This is a genomic window from Streptomyces sp. NPDC005811 (assembly GCF_040630405.1).
Taxonomy (GTDB): Bacteria; Actinomycetota; Actinomycetes; order Streptomycetales; family Streptomycetaceae; genus Streptomyces.
In genome coordinates this window covers 67,921-87,232 of record NZ_JBEXXK010000012.1, presented here as the reverse complement: position 1 = coordinate 87,232, position 19,312 = coordinate 67,921, and the positions used below count along the sequence as shown (strand labels likewise).

Annotated in this window: 17 protein-coding genes and 2 pseudogenes; 13 read left to right on the top strand and 6 right to left on the bottom strand. The window is 75.1% G+C overall.

Annotated features, from left to right (window positions below; all coding sequences use genetic code 11):
- Positions 1-93 precede the first annotated feature (93 nt).
- From ABZ490_RS15145 to ABZ490_RS15135, 3 genes are all read left to right on the top strand, one after another.
- Complete coding sequence (locus ABZ490_RS15145) at positions 94-2,517, top strand: MFS transporter (RefSeq protein WP_358989348.1); 2,424 nt, start codon at positions 94-96, stop codon at positions 2,515-2,517.
- A 142-nt stretch (positions 2,518-2,659) separates the two neighbouring features.
- On the top strand, positions 2,660-5,143 hold the full coding sequence (locus tag ABZ490_RS15140; RefSeq protein WP_358989346.1) for a SpoIIE family protein phosphatase: 2,484 nt from the start codon (positions 2,660-2,662) through the stop codon (positions 5,141-5,143).
- A 202-nt stretch (positions 5,144-5,345) separates the two neighbouring features.
- The gene (locus ABZ490_RS15135; RefSeq protein ID WP_358989344.1) at positions 5,346-6,071 is read left to right on the top strand and encodes a class I SAM-dependent methyltransferase; all 726 of its coding nucleotides are present in this window, start codon (positions 5,346-5,348) and stop codon (positions 6,069-6,071) included.
- 88 nt (positions 6,072-6,159) lie between these two features.
- On the opposite strand, the gene ABZ490_RS15130 is transcribed toward ABZ490_RS15135, so the two are convergent.
- A complete protein-coding gene (locus ABZ490_RS15130) occupies positions 6,160-6,771 on the bottom strand; it encodes a rhodanese-like domain-containing protein (protein ID WP_358989342.1) in 612 nt (203 codons plus the stop codon).
- Positions 6,772-6,844: 73 nt separating this feature from the next.
- On the opposite strand from ABZ490_RS15130, the gene ABZ490_RS15125 reads away from it, so the two are divergent.
- Positions 6,845-7,123, top strand: coding sequence for a metal-sensitive transcriptional regulator (locus ABZ490_RS15125; RefSeq protein WP_067246092.1), 279 nt, complete (start codon positions 6,845-6,847; stop codon positions 7,121-7,123).
- Between the two features lie 24 nt (positions 7,124-7,147).
- Here ABZ490_RS15125 and ABZ490_RS15120 read toward each other — a convergent pair whose 3' ends face one another.
- The 3 genes and pseudogenes from ABZ490_RS15120 to ABZ490_RS15110 all read right to left on the bottom strand — a co-directional run.
- The gene (locus ABZ490_RS15120) at positions 7,148-7,891 is read right to left on the bottom strand and encodes a sulfite exporter TauE/SafE family protein (RefSeq protein ID WP_358989340.1); all 744 of its coding nucleotides are present in this window, start codon (positions 7,889-7,891) and stop codon (positions 7,148-7,150) included.
- Entirely contained in the window at positions 7,888-8,178 is a 291-nt protein-coding gene (locus tag ABZ490_RS15115) for a rhodanese-like domain-containing protein (protein WP_358989556.1), read from the bottom strand. The genes ABZ490_RS15120 and ABZ490_RS15115 overlap by 4 nt, the downstream gene beginning before the upstream one ends.
- A gap of 63 nt (positions 8,179-8,241) precedes the next feature.
- Positions 8,242-9,588, bottom strand: a pseudogene (locus ABZ490_RS15110) (MBL fold metallo-hydrolase); the annotation flags it as partial.
- A gap of 186 nt (positions 9,589-9,774) precedes the next feature.
- Between ABZ490_RS15110 and ABZ490_RS15105 the strand changes: the two are divergent.
- Genes ABZ490_RS15105 through ABZ490_RS15075 form a run of 7 tightly spaced genes read left to right on the top strand, consistent with a single transcriptional unit; the run spans position 9,775 to position 16,999 of the window.
- On the top strand, positions 9,775-10,776 hold the full coding sequence (locus ABZ490_RS15105) for an Lrp/AsnC family transcriptional regulator (protein ID WP_358989338.1): 1,002 nt from the start codon (positions 9,775-9,777) through the stop codon (positions 10,774-10,776).
- 32 nt (positions 10,777-10,808) lie between these two features.
- A complete protein-coding gene (locus ABZ490_RS15100; protein WP_358989336.1) occupies positions 10,809-11,642 on the top strand; it encodes a M55 family metallopeptidase in 834 nt (277 codons plus the stop codon).
- A gap of 41 nt (positions 11,643-11,683) precedes the next feature.
- The gene (locus ABZ490_RS15095) at positions 11,684-13,000 is read left to right on the top strand and encodes a M20/M25/M40 family metallo-hydrolase (protein ID WP_358989334.1); all 1,317 of its coding nucleotides are present in this window, start codon (positions 11,684-11,686) and stop codon (positions 12,998-13,000) included.
- Positions 13,001-13,015: 15 nt separating this feature from the next.
- Positions 13,016-15,184 carry a prolyl oligopeptidase family serine peptidase gene (locus ABZ490_RS15090; RefSeq protein WP_358989332.1) on the top strand — a complete coding sequence of 723 codons (2,169 nt, stop codon included), beginning with the start codon at positions 13,016-13,018 and terminating at the stop codon, positions 15,182-15,184.
- Complete coding sequence (locus tag ABZ490_RS15085; RefSeq protein WP_358989330.1) at positions 15,181-16,110, top strand: LD-carboxypeptidase; 930 nt, start codon at positions 15,181-15,183, stop codon at positions 16,108-16,110. Before ABZ490_RS15090 ends, ABZ490_RS15085 begins: the two co-directional genes overlap by 4 nt.
- Before the next feature lie 36 nt (positions 16,111-16,146).
- Entirely contained in the window at positions 16,147-16,422 is a 276-nt protein-coding gene (locus tag ABZ490_RS15080) for a LapA family protein (protein WP_358989328.1), read from the top strand.
- Positions 16,423-16,441: 19 nt separating this feature from the next.
- Positions 16,442-16,999, top strand: coding sequence for a GNAT family protein (locus ABZ490_RS15075; protein WP_358989326.1), 558 nt, complete (start codon positions 16,442-16,444; stop codon positions 16,997-16,999).
- Here ABZ490_RS15075 and ABZ490_RS15070 read toward each other — a convergent pair.
- Positions 16,971-17,318, bottom strand: a complete 348-nt coding sequence (locus ABZ490_RS15070) for a DUF6204 family protein (protein WP_358989324.1) — start codon at positions 17,316-17,318, stop codon at positions 16,971-16,973. The two genes, ABZ490_RS15075 and ABZ490_RS15070, sit on opposite strands and share 29 nt — an antisense overlap.
- A gap of 58 nt (positions 17,319-17,376) precedes the next feature.
- On the opposite strand from ABZ490_RS15070, the gene ABZ490_RS15065 reads away from it, so the two are divergent.
- On the top strand, positions 17,377-18,288 hold the full coding sequence (locus tag ABZ490_RS15065) for an arginase family protein (protein ID WP_358989322.1): 912 nt from the start codon (positions 17,377-17,379) through the stop codon (positions 18,286-18,288).
- Between the two features lie 3 nt (positions 18,289-18,291).
- Here the strand turns inward: ABZ490_RS15065 and ABZ490_RS15060 are convergent.
- Positions 18,292-18,444, bottom strand: a pseudogene (locus ABZ490_RS15060) (VOC family protein); the annotation flags it as partial.
- A gap of 60 nt (positions 18,445-18,504) precedes the next feature.
- Here ABZ490_RS15060 and ABZ490_RS15055 point away from each other — a divergent pair.
- The gene (locus ABZ490_RS15055; protein ID WP_358989320.1) at positions 18,505-19,041 is read left to right on the top strand and encodes a phage holin family protein; all 537 of its coding nucleotides are present in this window, start codon (positions 18,505-18,507) and stop codon (positions 19,039-19,041) included.
- Positions 19,042-19,312 lie beyond the last annotated feature (271 nt).

The window sequence follows — 19,312 nt, the reverse complement described above, 5'->3', positions numbered from 1 at the left end:
CCCGACCGGGACGGCGCCGTAACCCCGCGCACCTGCCCCGAGTTGCCGCTTCACGCGGGAACCGTGCGGCAGGTGCGACGAGGGGAGCGGCCCATGGGCGGCACGACACTGGCGCGGGACGAGCCGGTCCCGGCACCCCACCCCCGGGAACACCGGGATCCGCCGCCCCCGCCGCCCGCCACCGGGACCGCCCCGAACCCCCGCCGCGCCCGTCCGGCCCTGCTCGGGCTGCTGCTCGCCCTGTTCCTCGCCGCCGTGGAGCAGCCGGCCGTCACCACCGCCCTGCCGACGATCGCCGGTGACCTGCACGCCCTGGACCGGATGACCCAGCCGGTCGCCGCCTCCCTCCTCGCCGCCGCCGTCGCGCTGCCCGTGCACGGCATGCTGGGCGCCCGCCTCGGCCGCAAGGGCGTCCTCCAGTGCGCGATCCTGATCTGCGTCGCGGGCGCCGCGCTCGCCGGACACGCCCGGACCATGGACCAGCTGATCGCCTTCAGCGCCCTCCAGGGCCTCGGCGCCGGCGGAATCCTCAGCGGCGTCCGGAGCCTGCTCGCCGACCTCGTCCCGCCCCGACGGCGCGCCGCCCGCACCGGCCTCGTCGGGGCCGTGTCCGCACTCGCCTGCGTCGCCGGACCGCCCCTCGGCGGCCTCCTCACCGACCGGTTCTCCTGGCGCTGGTGCTTCTACGCCGCGGTCCCCGTCGGCCTGCTCGCCCTGGCCCTGGTCGCCCTCGCCCCGAAGCCTCCCGCGCCCCGGCCCGGGCCACGCCTCGACGTGCTCGGCGCCCTGCTGCTCACCGCTGCGGCCACCTGCCCGGTGCTGCTGGCCGGCCTGGCCGGCACCCGCCACGCCGGGAACTCCGCCGTCGTCGTCGGCCTCGCCGCCGGAGCGGCCGCCGCCGTCCTCCTCTTCCTCCTCGCCGAGGGCGTCGCCACCGACCCCCTGATCCCGCTGCGGCTGCTGCGCGACCCCGTCTTCACCGTCACCGGCCTGCTCGCCCTGATCACCGGCGCCGTCCTCGCCGGCACGGCGACTTGTCTGCCGACCCGGCTGCAACTGGCCGACGGCACCTCCGCCACCGAGGCCGGACTCCTCATGCTCCCGCTCACCGGCGGCCTCGCGGGTGCCTCCCTGCTGTGCGGGCGGCTGGTGCGCCGCACCGGCCACCGCCGGACCCTCCCGGTCCTCGGCAGCGCCCTCACGCTCCTCGCCACCTGGCCGCTGTCCCGCCCCGACCCCGGCGCGCCCCGGCTGACGTACTGCCTGTGGACCGCCGTCCTCGGCGCCGGCCTCGGCCTCGTGACGCCCGTCCTGCTGCGCGCCGTGCGCCACTCCGCCCGCCCCGTCGACCTCACCGCCGCCACCGGCGCCCACACCGGCCTCGCGCGGCTCGGCGGCGCGCTCGGTGCCGCCCTGTGCGGCGCCCTCCTCGCCCACCGGCTCCCCGACGCCCTCGCCGACCGCCCGCCCGCGCCCGCCGGCCTCCCCGACCCGCGCTCCCTCACCCCGGACCTCGTGCACACCCTGCCCCCGGCCCTGCGCGACGCCTGGACCGGCGCCCACGCCGACGCCTCGGCCGGGATCCTCCCCCTCCTGGCCCTCCTCCTGCTGCTGCTCGCCCTGCTCACCGCCTGCTTCCTCAGGGAGACCGCCCCGCACCGCACCCCTCGTCCGACCGGAGCACCTGTCCGCCCCACCGCCGAAACGGAGCCCGTGACCGTGACCGCCCGCGTCCCGCAGGCCCGCACGCCGTACACCGCCGGTGTCCCCGTCTCCGGCGCCGTCCGCCACCCCGACGGCACCGCCGTCCCGCACGCCGCCCTCACCCTCATCGACGCCACCGGAGCCCAGGTCGGCCGCGGCGCCGCCGGGGAGGACGGCCGCTACGCCCTGTCCACGCCCGGCCCTGGCGCCTACGTCCTGATCGCCGCCGCCGGCGGTCACCGCCCCCGGGCCGTCACCGTCACCGTCGCGGAGCGGCCCGTCGACCTCGACCTCGTCCTCGGCGGCGCCGGACGCCTCACCGGGAGCGTCCTCACCGCCGACGGCACGCCCGTCCCCGACGCCGTCGTCACCCTCGCCGACGCCCACGGCGAGGTCGTCGCGAGCACCCGCAGCGACCGCGTGGGCGACTACGCCGTCACCGGGCTGGTCGCCGGGGCGTACACCCTCGCCGCGAGCGCCCCCGCCTTCCGGCCGTCCGCCCTCCCGGTCACCGTCACGGCCTCCCTGGAGACCCGCCAGGACATCGAACTCGCGGGCGGCTCCGTGGTCCGCGGCACCGCCCGCGACGGCACCGGCCGGCCCGTCGAGGACGCGCGCGTGACGCTCCTCGACGCGGCGGGCACCGTCCTCGACACCCTCACCACCGGCCCCGACGGCACGTTCCGCTTCGTCGATCTGGCCTCGGGCGAGTACACCGTCATCGCCACCGGATACCCGCCCGTCGCCACCGTGCTGAAGCTCGCGGGCGGCGCCCGCGCCGAGCACGACGTACGGCTCGGCCACGCGGACTGAACGGACCGCGGGCCCGGCGGCGTACCCCGGCGCGCTCCGGTGAAACCAATTACAGAATTGCCGCACATCCCGACCTGCGCGCGCCGTACGGTTGTTGCTGCGGACAGATCTTGCACAGCTCTGGGGAGAGAGGGCCTGGGCCATGGACCGTGGCACCGAGAGGGACGCACCTCCCAGCCGCGGAGCACACAGCGCGGCGGCCGACGACACCGCCGATCCCGGGCGCGTCCCCCTGGCCGTGGTCGTCGTCGACCGCGACGGCCTCGTCTCCCACTGGAGCACCGGCGCACGCCGGCTCTTCGGCGTCGCCAAGGAGGAGGCGATCGGCGAGCCCGCCATCGATCTGCTTCCCGTCTCCGGCGCCCTCCCCGAACCCGAGGACAGCTACGGCGAGTACGGCGCCTACGACGGCCTGGGACCGGGCCTGGACTCCTCCCTCGACCAGGGACTGGGCTACCCCGCCGCCGGACGCGCCCGCCTCACCGTCCCCGGACAGGGCCGCGAGCGCGCCGACGTCCTGTGGTGGGCCTACCCGCTGGTCGGCCCCGGCCGGGAACGGCTCCTGGTGCTCGCCGCCGACGCGACCGCCGTACTGCGCCCGGAGTCCCCCGCCTCCGCCGTCGCCGTCGAACGCATCGCGCCCGGCTTCGCCCTGCACACCGACTTCCCAGGTGCCGAGGAACTCGCCCGCCGGCTCCCCGACATCCTGCCCAGCATGAGCGTCGGCGAGAGCGCCCGCATCGTCGCCCAGGTTCTCGAACTCGGCTACCCCGTCCTGGAGTTCAGCCAGAACGACCGGGTCCCGGTCACCCCCGACTGGGGCGTCGCCCGCCGCGTCGAACGACGCGAACGCCGGGAGCGGGCGGCCCGCGCCGCCGCCGCGGGGCTGCCCCTGCCCGACGACCCCACCGACGAGGGCGAGGACCTCGAGTACGCCGCCGTCCGCGAGCGCCTGGAGTTCCTCAACGAGGTCAGTGGGCGGATCGGCACCTCCCTGGACCTCTCCCGCACCATCATCGAGGTCAGCAAGGCCGTCGTCCCCCGCTTCACCGACGTCGCCGGCACCTATCTGCGCGAACAGGTCGTCGCCGGCGAGGGCTTCCCCGACGGCGTGCCCGACACCCGCACCCTGTGGCACCGGGTGGCCGTCGAACACACCGACGAACCCGGCCGCTGGGACGACGTCGTCCCCGTCGGCGAAGCCATGCCCTTCCCCGCCCACACGCCGTTCTTCCAGTGCATGACCACCGGGCAGCCCGTCCTCGTGCCGCGCATCAGCGAGCAGATGGGCCACGCCATCGCCGCGCAGTTCGAGAAACGTGACATCCGGCCCCTCATCACCGGCCGCTCCATGCTCGTCGTCCCGCTCAAGGCCCGTAACGTCGTCCTCGGTTTCATGGTCCTGCTGCGCCACCCCGAGCGCGTCGAGTTCAACGACATGGACCGGGTCACCGGCGCCGAACTCGCCGCCCGCGCGGGCCTCGTCCTCGACAACGCCCGGATGTACACGTACCAGGAGTCCGTCGCCGAGACCCTCCAGGACAGCATGCTGCCGCACATCCCGCCGCGCATGGCGGGCTGCGACATCGCCACCCGCTATCTGCCCGGCACCCTCCTCGGCCGGGTCGGCGGCGACTGGTTCGACTCCGTGAAGCTCCCCGGCGCCCGCACCGCCCTCGTCGTCGGCGACGTCATGGGCCACGGCCTCAACTCGGCCGCCATGATGGGCCAGTTGCGCACCGCCGTACAGACCATGGCCGCCCTCGACCTGCCGCCCGCCCGGCTCCTGCGCAACCTCGACGACCTCGCCCAGCGCCTCGGCGACAGCTACCTCGCGACCTGCCTGTACGCCGTCTACGACCCGATCGCGGGCGAACTCCACCTCGCCAACGCGGGCCACATCCCGCCGGTGCTGGTCCGCGCGTCGGACGGCCGCACCGAGCTCCTCGACCTGCCCACCGGCGCCCCCATCGGCGTCGGCGGCGTGCCCTTCGAATCGGTCACCGTCCGGGTGGAACCCGGCGACCGGCTCGTGATGTGCACCGACGGCCTGGTGGAGGTGCGCGGCGAGGACATCGGTGTGGGCCTGGCGGCCCTGTGCGAGTCCGCCGCCCACCCGGCGGCCTCCATGGACGACGCCTGCGACACCATCATCCGCGCCCTCGCCGCGACCTTCACCGAAGCGGGCCACGGCGACCGCAAGGACGACGTCGCCCTGCTGATGGCCCGCCTCAACGGCGTCGAGGACGACGACGTCGCCGAATGGCGCTTCGCTCTCGACCCGGCCGAGGTCCCGCGGGCCCGCGCGGCCGTCCGGGAACAGCTCCACGACTGGGGGCTCGCGAAACTGGCGTACTCCACCGAGCTGATGGTCGGCGAGCTGGTCACCAATGCCGTACGGCACTCCCACCGGCTGCCCGTCGCCGTGCGGCTGGTGCGCGGCGAGACGCTGCTGTGCGAGGTGGACGACGACGACCACGACCTGCCGACCCTGCTGAGCGCCGGACCCGAGGACGAGGCCGGGCGGGGACTGCGGGTCGTGAGCACCCTCGCCCGCGAGTGGGGGACCAGCCGTACCGGCGCAGGCAAGTCGGTGTGGTTCGAACTGACCCTGCCGAGACGCTGAGCAACTCACCTTTCTCCCAGGACCGTTGGCGGCCCTCCACGAGCCGCACGCCTCTTTCGACACAAGGGGCGCACAACGGCGTACGCGGCGCGCGCCAGGCGTGAAGGAACCGCGCGTCCTCCTTGTAGCGGCAACCCGGGGGCGGTAGACCGTACTCGCCCGTCACTCATGACGGATCGGCGCCGCACCCTGGGGAGTTGGGATGAGCGTGACGATGCGATACCGGGAGGCCTGGGAGGGCTTCTGGCGCGAGGCCCCCCATGACACCGGCGCGGTGTTCTGGGACGCGGATCCGAAGGTGACCGCGGCCCTCCACCTCGCCCTGTTCGAACCGTATGTCGCGGACACCGTACTGCCGTTGATCGACCTCGGCTGCGGCAACGGCACCCAGACCCGCTTCCTCGCCGACCGTTTCCCCCAGGTCCTCGGCGTCGACCTGGCCGCCGCCGCCCTCGACCACGCCCGGCAGGCCGACCCCGGGGGCCGTGCCCGGTACCGGCTGCTGGACGCCGCCGAACGCGGTGCCGCCGAGGCCCTGCACACCGAACTCGGCGACACCCACGTCTACATGAGGGGCGTCCTGCACCAGTGCGAGCCCGCCGACCGGCAGCCCCTCGCCGACGGGATCGCCGCGCTGCTCGGCGAGCGGGGCCGGGTCTTCCTCGTCGAACCGTCCGAGGCCGCCGGCTCGGTCCTCGGCGGCCTCGCCCACGGCCCGGCAGGCCCGCCCCCGAAGCTCGCACCGATCTTCCGCCACGGGATAGCACCGGGCGAGGTCGCCGACGCCGCCCTGCCCGCCCATCTGGAGGCGGCCGGCCTCACGGTCCTCGCGAGCGGCGAACTCCCGCTCGTCACGACCGAGTCCACGCCGAACGGCACCCTGATCGAACTCCCGTCGAACTGGCTGGTGGCCGGCCGACGGGACTGACCACCGAGCGGGGCCGACGGGGGCGTTCCCTCGCCGGTCCCGCCCGGGTGCCGAGGCCGCGCCCGCTCCGCTCGACCGTCGAACCGGATCAGGCGGCGAGCCGCGTCAGTGTCTCCTCGAAGGGAATCGCGTCCCGGCCCGGGCGGTTGTGGGGCAGGCGGGCCAGGAGGGCGGCCATGCCGCAGGTGCCGGTCGCGCCGGAGAACGCCAGACCGGCGCCGATCAGCCCCGACAGCCAGTGCGCCGGTGCCCAGGCGAGGCCCGCCAGGAACCCGGCGACGACGAGGGAGCCGGCGGCCAGCCGCACCTGGCGGTCCATCGGCCACGGGGTGCGGGCACCGGCCCGCCGCTCCAGCGGGTGCCCGGCCGCGGCCCACGCCCCGGTGCCGCCCTCCAGCGTGGCCGCCGGGACCCCGAGGTCCGCGAGCCGGGCACAGCCCCGCGCGGACCGGGCCCCGGAGGCGCACACGATCAGCAGGGGGCGCCGTTCCGCGGCCTCCGTCAGCGCGGCCGAGGCCTCGCCGAGCCGGTCCAGCGGCACGTTGTGCGCGCCCGGCAGATGACCCGAGGCGTACTCGCCCGGGGTGCGTACGTCCACGACCGTGAACGCGTCGAGCCGGGCGGCCGCCTCGGCGGTGGTCAGTGCGGCGGGGGTGCCGGAGGTGGCCGGGGCGGCCGGGGTGGTCTGCGGACGGTTCACGGAACAGAACCTTTCTGTGGGGTGTTGTCCCGCACGGGTAGGATACCCGCGGGGGTATGAAGGAGGAGAAGACGTGCAACTCGACATGTCGGCCGAGGAGCTGAAGTCCGCGCTCAACCGGCTGCGACGCGCCCAGGGACAGCTCGCGGGCGTGATCCGGATGATCGAGGAGGGCCGGGACTGCGAGGACGTGATCACCCAGCTCGCCGCGGTCTCCCGGGCCCTGGACCGGGCCGGTTTCGCGATCATCGCCACGGGCCTGGAGCAGTGCATGACCAGCGAGGACCCGGAGGTCCGGGACTCCGTGCAGATGCGCGCCCGCCTGGAGAAGCTGTTCCTGTCGCTGGCCTGAGCCGCCGGGGCCTGACAGGGACCGTCACAGCACCGCGGTCAGGCCCATCCCGGCCGCGACGGTGAGCAGCACCGCGCCGAAGATCCGCTGGAGGGCGGCGGGGGAGACCCGCGCGGCGAGCCGCCGCCCGTCCCACGCCCCCAGCACGGCCGTCGCCAGGAACGGCATGATCAGGGCCCAGTCCAGCCCGCTCGCCGTGTAGGCGCGCGCCCCGAGGGCCACCAGCGCGTTGGCGACGATCACCAGCAGACTGGTGCCCACGGCGGCCCCCATGGGCACGGCCAGGACACCCACCAGCGCCGGCACGGCCAGGAAGCCGCCGCCGACCCCGAGGAACCCGGTCACCGCGCCGAGACCCGCGCCCGCCCCGGCCGCCCGGGCCGCCGAGACCGACGGACGCGCGCGGGGCGTGCCGCGGCGCAGCATCCGTACGGCCGCCACGGCGGCGAGCACCGCGAACATCGCCGTCAGCACGGTCTGCGGGATCCGCGCGGAGAGCGCGCCGGCCGTCGCGGCGGGCAGCACCCCCGCCGCCGCGAACAGCAGGCCCGCCCGCCAGCGCACCGCCCCCGCCCGCGCGTGGGCCACGAGCGCGGTGACCGAGGTGACGATCACGATGACCAGGCTCGCGGTGGTCGCCGAGGCCGGGTCGAAGCCCAGCAGGTAGATCAGCGCCGGGACGGTCAGGATGCTGCCGCCCGCCCCCAGCGCGCCCAGGGCGACACCGACGAGGGCCCCGGCGAGCAGTGCCAGCGCGAACGCGCTCACCGCACGGTCCCGGCGGCCCCGCGCGCCCCCTCGACGGGCAGTCCCAGGGCGGCCCACTCCCGCATCCCGCCGGCCACGTCCGGCGCGGACACCCCGCGCGCGGCGAGCAGCTCGGCGGCCCGCCGGGACCGGCTGCCGGACCGGCAGATCAGCACCGGGTCCCGCCCCTCCGGCAGCCCCGCCGACCCGTCCGCCGACCCGTCCGCCAGCGCGGACAGCGGCAGGTGGACGGCGCCCGGCGCGTGACCGGCGGCGAACTCGTCCTCCTCGCGGACGTCGACCAGCACGGCCGTACCCTCCCGGAGCAGCCGGTGGGCCTGGACGGGGGTGACCCGGCCGGTGGCCAGACGCAGCCCGGCCCCGGCCGCCGCGGCGAAGCCGTCGTCGACGGCCACCACCGCCCGGCCCGCCGCGTCGAGCAGTGAGGCGGCGATCGCCGCCCGCATCCCGCCCGCGCAGTGCACCCACACCGTGCCGGCCGGCACCTCCGCCAGCCGCCGGTGCAGCTGGTGCACCGGGATGTGGACACTGCCCTCGATCCAGCCGGCGGCCCGCTCGCCGTCGCGGCGCACGTCCAGCACGACGACGTCGTCACGGCGCGCCCGGGCCGCGGCGAGTCCCGCGAAGGTCGACCGGGGGAAGGAGACGGGGGCCGTCCCCTCCGGGAGCCAGTCGGCCGGGGAGCCGACGGCCGCCGCGGCCGGCCGGTCGATGCCGACCCGGATCAGCTCCCGCTGCGCCCGGGAGACGTCCTCGGCGCTCGCCGCGAGCAGCGTGACCGGCTTGCCCCACGGGACCATCCAGGCGAGATACGTCGCCAGCTGCCCGTCGACCTCGAAGTTGAACGCGCCCGCCACATGCCCCTCGGCGAACGCCACCCGGCCGCGCAGGTCCACCACCCACTCGCCGGCCGCGAGCCGCCGGGCGAGCTCGGCCGCGTCGGCCCGCCGGGGCGGCGTCAGATCCACCGGCGCCGGCCCGCCCGCGTTGGCCGGGCCCATGTGCGCGTAGTACGCGGGCACGTCGTCCAGCCCGGCCAGCAGCTCCTTCACGAACGTGTCCACGTCCTGCGCCAGCGCCGGATTGGACGCCTTCTCCGCGCCGATCGTGCTGCTCCCGCCGTCCGCCTGCGCGGCGGAACAGAAACTACCGAAACCGTGTGTCGGCAGCACGGACACCTCGTCGCCCAGCTCGGCCGCGAGCCGGTGCGCGGAGGCGTGCTGGGCCCGGGCCAGCCGCTCGGTCAGCCGCGGTTCCACCAGGTCGGGGCGGCCCACGCTGCCGATCAGCAGCGACCCGCCGGTGAAAGCCGCCACCGGCCGGCCGGACTCCTGAAGGACGTACGCCGTGTGGTGCGGGGTGTGGCCGGGCGTGGCCACCGCGCGCAGCACCAGGTCCTCGTCGACCGGCTCCAGGTCCCCGTCCGCGACCGGCACCCGCGGGTACGCCACCTCCGCCCCGGCCGGCACCAGATAGCGGGCGCCGGTCAGCCGGGCCAGCTCCAGGCCGCCCGTCACGTAGTCGTTGTGGACGTGGGTCTCGGCGACGGCCACGATCCGCACCCCCCGCCGGGCCGCCGCGGCGATCACCCGGTCGATGTCCCGCGGCGGATCCACGACCACCGCGGCCCGGGCACCGCCCGCCAGATAGCTGCGGTTCCCCAGCCCCTCGGTCTTGAGGACGTCGGCAAAGAACACGGCACTCTCCCTCGCTGAAAAATTACCCCCGGGGGTATCTGTCCCTCACCGTAACAGAGATACCCCCAGGGGTATTCCGAAGGGTGGGGGTGGGGTGGGGGTGGGCCCGGATCCGCGCGCCTTCTCCCGCCCCGGATGACACGGTGTCCCCGGACACCCACGCACCCCCGCCCAGGAGAACCCCCGGTGAACCCACCCACGCTCGACGCCCTCGACCTGAAGCTGCTCCAGGCGCTGCAACTCGACGGCCGGGCGCCCTTCAACCGCCTCGCCCGGGTCCTCGGGGTCTCCGACCAGACCGTCGCCCGCCGCTTCCGCCGGCTGCGCACCACCGCAGGACTGCGCGTCCTCGGCATGACCGACGAGGTCCGCCTCGGCCGCAGCAACTGGATCGTCCGGCTGTCCTGCACCCCCGACGTCGCCGACCCGCTCGCCGCCGCCCTCGCCCGCCGCCCCGACACCATGTACGTCGCCCTGATCTCCGGCGGCACCGAGGTGATGTGCGCGATGCGGCCCCGCAGCCGCCGCGAACGCGACGAACTCCTCCTCGGCCACCTCCGCCGCATCCCGCGCGTCACCTCGATCAGCGCCCACTGCCTCCTGCACTCCTTCTACGGCGGCCCCCTCGGCTGGCTCTCCAAGACCGACGCCCTCACCCCCGACGAGGCCGCCGCCCTGCGCCGGGTCCACCCCGAGGCCCCCGCCGGACCGGTGACCGTCGACGCGGACGACGAACGCCTGCTCGCCCTGCTCCACGAGGACGGCCGCACCCCCCTCACCGCACTCCAGACCGCCACCGGCCTCACCGAGTCCGTGGTCGCCCGCCGGCTGGAGCGGCTGCTCGCCGACGGCGTGCTCTACTTCGACGTCCAGCACGACGTCGAGCCCCTCGGCCAGGAGATCGAGGCGCTGCTCTGGCTCACCGTGGAACCCGCCGCCCTGGCCGCCGCCGGCCACGCCCTGGCCGCCCACCCCGAGGTCCGCTTCGCCGCCGCCACCACCGGGCGGGCCAACCTCTTCGCCGCCACCCTGCACACCGGCCCCGGCGCCCTCTACGCCTACCTCAGCGAGCGCATCGGCGCCCTGGAGGGCATCCGGTCCGTGGAAACCCTCCTGACGCTCCGCCAGGTGAAGCAACTCGCCTACGACCGGAGTCGCTCCCGGGGCGAGCGGGGCACCGCCCACTAGGCTCGGCAGCCTCCAGCGGAAGGGAACGGGGCGTGAAGATCCTGATCAGCGCCGACATGGAGGGCGCCACCGGCGTCACCTGGCCGGCCGACGTGCTGCCGGGGACCCCGCAGTGGGAACGGTGCCGGTCGATGTTCACCTCCGACGTCAACGCGGCCGCCCTCGGCTTCTTCGACGGCGGCGCCGACGAGGTCGTCGTCAACGAGGCCCACTGGACCATGCGCAACCTCCTCCTCGAACGCCTCGACGACCGCGTCGAGATGCTCACCGGCCGGCACAAGTCCCTCTCCATGGTGGAAGGCGTCCAGCACGGCGACGTCGACGGCATCGCCTTCGTCGGCTACCACGCCGGCGCCGGCATGGAGGGCGTCCTCGCCCACACCTACCTCGCCAACTCCCTCACCGGCGTCTGGCTGAACGACGTGCGCGCCAGCGAGGGCCTCCTCAACGCCCGGGTCGCCGCCGCGTACGGCGTCCCCGTCGTCCTGGTCACCGGCGACGACGTGGCCTGCGAGGACGCCCTCGGCTACGCCCCCGAGGCCCTGAAGGTGGCCGTCAAGGACCACGTCTCCCGCTACGCCGCCGTGTGCCGGACACCGGCCCGCACCGCCGCCGACATCCGGGCGGCCGCCAAGGAGGCGGCGGCCCTCGCCGTACGACGGGATCCGGTCGACGGCGGACCGTACACCGTCGCCGTCGAGGTCGACGCCGAACACCTCGCCCTCGCCGCCACCGTCGTACCCGGCGTGGGACGCACCGGCGAACGTAGGATCGCGTACACCAGCGGCACGATGTACGAGTGCATCCGCACCTTCAAGGCGGTCACCACCGTCGTCTCGGCCGCGATCGAGGAACAGTACGGCTGAGCGGCGGTACGGCAGGGCCGCACGGCGGGGACAGGAGCGGAATGGCTGACGCGCAGGCACAGGACGAGGTCGTCCGGTTCACCTCCGACCTCATCCGCATCGACACCACCAACCGGGGCGGCGGCGACTGCCGGGAACGGCCCGCCGCCGAGTACGCGGCCGCCCGGCTGGCCGACGCCGGCCTCGACCCCGTCCTCCTCGAACGCACCCCCGGACGCACCAACGTCGTCGCCCGCGTCGAGGGCACCGACCCCTCGGCCGACGCCCTCCTCCTGCACGGCCACCTCGACGTCGTCCCCGCCGAGGCCGCCGACTGGACCGTGCACCCCTTCTCCGGCGAGGTCCGCGACGGAGTGGTCTGGGGCCGCGGCGCCGTCGACATGAAGAACATGGACGCGATGATCCTCGCCGTCGTACGCGCCTGGGCCCGGCAGGGCGTACGCCCCCGCCGTGACATCGTCCTCGCCTTCACCGCCGACGAGGAGGCCAGCGCCGAGGACGGCGCCGGATTCCTCGCCGAGCGGCACGCCGCCCTCTTCGACGGGTGCACCGAGGCCGTCGGCGAGTCCGGCGCGTTCACCTTCCACGACGGCGCCGGCCGCCGGATCTACCCCATCGCGGCGGGCGAACGCGGCACCGGCTGGCTCCGCCTCACCGCGCGCGGCCGCGCCGGACACGGCTCCAAGGTGAACCGGGAGAACGCCGTCACCCGCCTCGCCGCCGCCGTCACCCGGATCGGCGAGCACGCGTGGCCGCTGCGCCTGACCCCCACCGTCCGCGCCGCCCTCACCGAACTCGCCGCCCTCTACGGCCTGGAGAGCGCCCTCCACGACCCCGACGCCGTGGACATCCTGCTGGACAAGCTCGGCCCGGCCGCCTCCCTCGTCGAGGCGACGGTCCGCAACAGCGCCAACCCGACCATGCTGGAAGCCGGTTACAAGCTCAACGTCATCCCCGGCGAGGCCGTCGCCCATGTCGACGGACGCTATCTCCCGGGCACCGAGGACGAGTTCGCCGCCACCCTCGACGAACTCACCGGCCCCGACGTCGACTGGGAGTTCCGCCACCGCTCCGTCGCCCTCCAGGCACCCGTCGACGCGCCCCTCTTCGCCAAGATGCGGGCCGCCGTCGAGGAGTTCGCCCCCGAGGGGCACGTCGTGCCGTACTGCATGTCCGGCGGCACCGACGCCAAGCAGTTCTCCCGGCTCGGCATCGACGCCGCCTACGGCTTCGCCCCGCTGAAGCTGCCCGAGGGCTTCGACTACCAGGCCCTCTTCCACGGCGTCGACGAACGCGTCCCCGTCGAGGCCCTGCACTTCGGCGTCCAGGTCCTCGACCGGTTCCTGCGCACGGCCTAGACGAGCGGGGAGAACGTGCAGATCCTGCCGTACGGTTCCTGGCCCTCACCCCTCGACGCCCGCCTCGCCGCCGCCCACGACGGGCGGCCCGAGTACGTCGGTTTCGTCGGCGACGAGGTGTGGTGGACCGCGCCCCGCCCCGCCGAGGCCGGCCGCCGCACCCTCGTCCGCCGCCACCCCGACGGCACCGAGGAATCCCTGCTGCCCCCGCCCTGGAACGTCCGCAGCCGCGTCCACGAGTACGGCGGCCACCCCTGGGCGGCCGCCCCGACGGCCGACGGCCCGCTCCTGGTGTTCGTCCACCACACCGACCAGCGCCTGTACGTCCGCCGGCCCGGCCACGAGCCGCGCCCGTTGACGCCGCTGTCCGCCCTCGGCGGCGGACTGCGCTGGGCGGAACCCCTGTTGCTGCTCGACCGGGGCGAAGTCTGGTGCGTCCTGGAGGAGTTCACCGGCCCCGCTCCCACCGACGTCCGCCGTCTCCTCGCCGCCGTCCCCCTCGACGGCTCGGCCGGCGACGACCGCCGCGCCGTCCGGGAACTCACCGGCGACCACCACCGCTTCCTCACCGGCCCCCGCCTCTCGTCCGACGGCCGGCACGCCGCCTGGCTGGTCTGGGACCATCCCCGGATGCCCTGGGACGGCACCGAGGTGATCGTCGCCGAGGTCACTCCGGACGGAACCCTGGACGGGGCACGGGTGGTGGCGGGCGGCCCGGAGGAGTCGATCGCACAGGTGGACTGGCAGCGGTCGACGGGCAACGGTATGCAATCGCCCGCCGACGGTCCTCACTCGACGGGCAGCGGTATGCAATCGTCCGCCGACGGTCCTCACTCGACGGGCAGCGGTATGCAATCGTCCGCCGACGGTCCTCACTCGACGGTCGACGGCCTGCGGTCCACGGTCGACGGTCCGCGGTCCGCGGGCGACTGTACGCAGTCCGCCGAAGATCGCATACAGCCTCCGGGTGACCGTCTCCTGTATGCGAGCGACCGCACCGGCTGGTGGAATCTCTACCGGGACCACGAACCCCTCTGCCCCCGCGAGGAGGAGTTCGGCGGCGCCCTCTGGAAGCTCGGCCTGCGCTGGTTCGCCCCGCTGGACGACGGGCTCGTCGCCGTCGTGCACGGCCGGGGTGCCACCGCGCTCGGCATCCTCGACCCGGAGACCGGGGAACTGGTCGACGCGGCGGGGCCGTGGACGGAGTTCGCCTCCACGCTCGCGGTGCGCGGGAACCGGGTGGTCGCGGTCGCCGCCAGCCCGCGGACCGGCTACGAGGTGGTGGAGCTGGACGCCCGGACCGGCCGGGCCCGCGTGATCGGGGGCGCGCACGAGGACGCCGTGGATCCCGTGTACTACCCCGAGCCCCAGATCCGCACCTTCGCCGGCCCCGACGGGCGGGAGGTCCACGCCCACGTCTACCCGCCGCACCACCCGGCCTGCGCGGCACCCGGGCACGAGCTGCCGCCCTACGTGGTGTGGGCGCACGGAGGGCCCACCGACCGGGCGCCGCTGGTACTGGATCTGGAGATCGCCTACTTCACCTCCCGGGGCATCGGGGTCGCCGAGGTCGACTACGGCGGGTCGACCGGATACGGGCGGGAGTACCGGGAGCGGCTGCGGGAGCAGTGGGGCGTGGTGGACGTCGAGGACTGCGCGGCCGTCGCCCGGGCGCTCGCCGACGAGGGCACCGCCGACCGGGGCCGGCTGGCGATCCGCGGCGGCAGCGCCGGCGGCTGGACCGCCGCCGCCTCGCTGGCCGGCACCGAGGTGTATGCGTGCGCCACCATCCGGTATCCCGTGCTGGACCTGGTGGGCTGGGCGACCGGCGGGACCCACGACCTGGAGTCCCACTACCCGGACACCCTGGTCGGGCCGCTCGCCGAGGTGCCCGCCCGGTACGCGGAGCGCTCGCCCGTCGAGCACGCCGATCGGATCACCGTACCGTTTCTGCTGTTGCAGGGCCTGGACGACGTGATCTGCCCGCCGGCCCAGTGCGAACGGTTCCTGGCCCGGCTGGCGGGGCGACGGGTGCCGTACGCCCATCTCACGTTCGAGGGCGAGGGGCACGGCTTCCGACGGGCGGAGACCACCGTGCGGGCGCTGGAGGCCGAGCTGTCCCTGTACGCTCAGGTGTTCGGGCTGCGCCCGCCCGGCATCCCCACCCTGGAGTTCACGCAGTGAAGGACCTCGTGCGGCCGTCCCGGCTGGCCCCCGGCGCCCGGGTGGCCGTCGTCGCCCCCAGCGGACCCGTGGCGGAGGAACGGCTCCAGGCCGGGCTCGATCTGCTGCGCGGCTGGGACCTCGACCCGGTGGCCGCGCCCCACGTCCTGGACCGCCACCCGGACCTCGGACATCTCGCCGGCACCGACGCCGACCGGGCCGCCGACCTCCAGCGGGCCTGGTGCGACCCGTCCGTGGACGCCGTGCTGTGCGCCCGCGGCGGCTACGGCGCCCAGCGCGTCGTCGACCTGCTGGACTGGGACGCGATGCGGGCGGCCGGGCCGAAGGTGTTCGTCGGGTTCAGCGACAGCACCACGCTCCACGAGGCGTTCGCGGTCCGCCTCGGCCTGGTCACGCTCTACGGACCGGTCGCCGCCGGCATCGACTTCGTCAAGAACGCCCGCGCCCAGGACCACCTGAGGGCCACCCTCTTCGCGCCCGAGACCGTCCGCACCCTCACCTCCGCCACCCCCGGCCGCGCCCTCGCCCCCGGCCGGGCCCGGGGCGTCACCCTCGGCGGCTGCCTCACCCTGCTCGCCACCGGACACGGCACCCCGCACACCCGGACCGGCGCGCGCGGCGGGCTGCTGCTCGTCGAGGACGTGGCCGAGCCGCCGTACGCCGTGGACCGCGCCCTCACCCAGCTGCTGCGCACCGGATGGCTGGACGGCGTCACCGGGATCGCCCTCGGTTCCTGGGACCGCTGCGGGCCGTACGAGGAGCTGCGGCCGGTGTTCGCCGACCGGCTCGGCGGGCTCGGCGTGCCGGTCGTGGAGGAACTCGGCTTCGGGCACTGCGAGGGCGCGCTGACCGTGCCCTTCGGCGTGGGCGCCGAGCTCGACGCGGACGCCGGCACCCTCACCCTGGACGTGCCGGCCCTGCGCTGACGTGCGGGCCGGCCGTTCGCGGCCCACCCTGGACGTATGACCGCGAAGACCGTGAAGACGGGTAAGTCCGCGAAGGCCTCGGGGACCCACCGCGGCTCCGGTGGCTGGCGCGCGTCGCTGACCGCCGGCCGGGTCACCATGCTGGTGATCGCCGCGCTCACTCTGGTCTTCATCTTCGAGAACACCCAGGAGACCAAGATCAGACTGCTGATCCCCGAGGTGACCATGCCGTTGTGGGCGGCGCTGCTCGCCACCGGGCTGATCGGCGCGCTGTGCGGGGCGTACTTCTGCATGGGCCGCCGTCGCCGCTGACCGGCCGTAGGCTGACGGGATGCCGCACACCGCCTCCCGCCACCTCGCCGAGGGCCCCCGCGTGGGGATACGCCACTTCACCTACGCCGACGGGGCCGAGTTCACCGCGCGGGTCCGCGAGAGCGAGGACCTGCACCGTCCGTGGCTGTTCCCGCCGGCCACCCCCGAGGCGTACGACGCCTACGCGGGACGGCTGATCGAGGACCCGACGAAGGCGGGGTTCCTCGTGTGTGAAAAGGGGGCCATCACCGGGGCCGTCGCCGGGTTCATCAACATCAACAACATCGTGCACGGCGGCTTCCAGTGCGGTGCGCTCGGCTACGGGGTCTTCGCGCACGCGGCCGGCCGGGGGCTGATGCGCGAGGGGCTCGACCTGGTGGTCGGGTACGCCTTCGGGCCGATGCGGTTGCACCGGCTGGAGATCAACGTGCAGCCGGGGAACACCGCCTCGATCGCCCTCGCCCGGGCGTGCGGGTTCCGGCTGGAGGGATTCTCCCCGAAGATGATCAACATCGACGGGGGGTGGCGCGATCACGAGCGATGGGCGCTCACCGCCGAGATGCGGACTTCCGGTTGATCTTCATGGTGTCGAGGTCCGTCACCGTCGACCGCAGCCCGGTGAACCCGTAGCCGCGCTCGCGCAGGGTCGTCTCCGCCCGGTCCTCGGCGAGCGCGCCCGCCATCTCCTCGCCGTCCGCCGGGTCCGACACCACGACGAACCGCATCGAGAAGTGCTTCAGCGGCCGCGGCTCGTACGACAGCGTGCCCTCCTCGGTGAAGCGCATGCTGTCCAGGCCGTGGCCGGAGGCCTCGGCGACCAGCCGGGCACGGGCCTCCTCGGTCAGACCGTCCCACGTACCCCGGACGATCACCCGGTAGGTGTGCCGCTCGCTCATGTTCGCTCCTCGCTCAACTCCTTGGACGGCCGAGGGTACGTCGGCGAGGATGCGGCGCATGCGGAATTTCGTCGTGATCGACGCTCCCTCGAACCTGGGTCTGCGGCCGCCCGCGCCCGGTACCGTCCCCGGCTGCCACAAGCTCGCCGGCGCACTGCGTGAGCAGGGGATCCTGCGGCGGCTCGGCGCGGCCGAGGGCGGGGTGGTCGTCCCGCCGCGCTACGACCGGGGCGACTGGCGGGAGGGCGACGGCGTCTTCAACGCGGCAGCGCTCGCCACGTACACGCGCCGGCTCGCCGACCGGATCGAACGGCATGTGCGGGCCGGCGGGTTTCCCGTCGTCCTCGGCGGGGACTGCTCGATCCAGCTCGGGGCGTCGCTCGCGCTGCGCCGCCTCGGCCGGTACGGGCTGGCGGCCGTGGACGCCTCGCCCGACTTCCGGCACCCCGGCAACTCCGACCGGGTCGGCGCGGCGGGCGGCGAGGAGGCGGCCCTCGCCACCGGCCGCGGCCAGCGCGACCTCACCAACCTGGAGGGCCTCGGCCCCTACCTCCGCGACGAGGACGTCCGCTTCTTCGGCGTCCGCGACGCCTACGCCGAGGACCCCGAGGTCGTCGAACTCCGCGCCCTGAAGGTGCCCGTCGTCACCGTCGGCGAGCTGCGCACCTGGGAGCCGGAGGCACTCGGCGAGGCCACCGCGCAGGCCTTCGCGATCCCCCAACTGGACGGCTTCTGGATCCACTTGGACGCCGATGTGCTCGACCCCACGGTCATGCCGGCGGTGGACAGCCCCGACCCCGACGGACTGCTGCCCGACGAACTCGTCGCCCTGCTGCGGCCGTTGCTCGCCTCCCCGCGCTGTGTCGGCCTCAACGTCACCATCTACGACCCCGACCTGGACCCCGACGCAACCGCCGGCGCCCTCCTCACCGACCTCGTCGTCTCGGCGCTGGCCCCGGACCGGGACTAGCGCCTACCCGGCGGCGTTGCGGATCAGGTTGCGGCCCGCAGGGGTCGGCACCGGGCCCGCGATGATGTCCGCGCCCAGCTCGGTGAGCGTCCTGAGGGCGTCCTCGACGTCCTGGACGGGGATCGTCGCCGCCACCCTGCCCAGCACCTCCAGCTCCTCCAGCTCCCCCTCGGGGCCGTGGCGTTACCGCACGGAGACGGCGGGTACCCGGCGCCCATGGAGCGCATCGACCATCCGGAACACCGGGGACGCCTGGAACATCCAGAAAATCTGGAACATCTGGAACATCTGGACAAGCACCTCGTCGACGAGCTCGCGCAGGTGGCACGGGAGACGATCCGCGACGAGCTGCGCGAGCAGACCCGCAGGCAGCGCCGCAGGGCCATGCTGTACGCCGCGTCCGGTGCCGTCGCCCTCTACGCGGGCGCGGCCCTCGCCCTGGCCCTGGGCCTCGCCCTCGACCTCGGGCTGCCCGGCTGGGCGGCCGCCCTGATCACCGCGGTGATCCTCGCCGCCGTCGCGTACGCCCTGCGCGGCGCCGCCCGGCCGAAGACCGGGGGAGGGGCAGACCTGAGCCACGCCGCCCGGCGCGCGGAGCACGGCCCCGTCCCCGGAGCCATGCCCCCAGCAGGCCCGGCCGCAGGACTCGGTACTCCCTACCCGCCGGTACCGCCGGTACCGCCCGTGCCGCCCGCCCCGCCCGGTACGGACGCGGACGGGATCGGCCCCGAGAACCCGCACCACCGGGCGTGACGCCCCGCGCCGGGCCCGGACCGCGCACGTTTGACCGTTCCCGGCCGGGGGGACGCGGAAGCCCCGTACACGCGACACCCCACCCCGGAGGTGAACCGTGGCACCGCCTCGCACCGTGCACACCGGCGGAACCGGCGACCGCGACCGGCACGCCGCCGTGGTGGCGCCGACCCCCGAGGCCGTGAAGAACCGCCGGCGACCGGACCCGCCCGCACCCGACCCGACGGACGGCACCGCGGAGGAGGACCGCCACGCCGCCGTCGTGGCGCCG

Coding starts and splice junctions, on each gene's coding strand:
- ABZ490_RS15145 (WP_358989348.1), top strand. CDS start 94: ATGGGCGGCACGACACTGGCGCGGGACGAGCCGGTCCCGGCACCCCAC.
- ABZ490_RS15140 (WP_358989346.1), top strand. CDS start 2,660: ATGGACCGTGGCACCGAGAGGGACGCACCTCCCAGCCGCGGAGCACAC.
- ABZ490_RS15135 (WP_358989344.1), top strand. CDS start 5,346: ATGAGCGTGACGATGCGATACCGGGAGGCCTGGGAGGGCTTCTGGCGC.
- ABZ490_RS15095 (WP_358989334.1), top strand. CDS start 11,684: ATGGCTGACGCGCAGGCACAGGACGAGGTCGTCCGGTTCACCTCCGAC.
- ABZ490_RS15080 (WP_358989328.1), top strand. CDS start 16,147: ATGACCGCGAAGACCGTGAAGACGGGTAAGTCCGCGAAGGCCTCGGGG.
- ABZ490_RS15075 (WP_358989326.1), top strand. CDS start 16,442: ATGCCGCACACCGCCTCCCGCCACCTCGCCGAGGGCCCCCGCGTGGGG.
- ABZ490_RS15070 (WP_358989324.1), bottom strand. CDS start 17,318: ATGAGCGAGCGGCACACCTACCGGGTGATCGTCCGGGGTACGTGGGAC.
- ABZ490_RS15065 (WP_358989322.1), top strand. CDS start 17,377: ATGCGGAATTTCGTCGTGATCGACGCTCCCTCGAACCTGGGTCTGCGG.
- ABZ490_RS15055 (WP_358989320.1), top strand. CDS start 18,505: ATGGAGCGCATCGACCATCCGGAACACCGGGGACGCCTGGAACATCCA.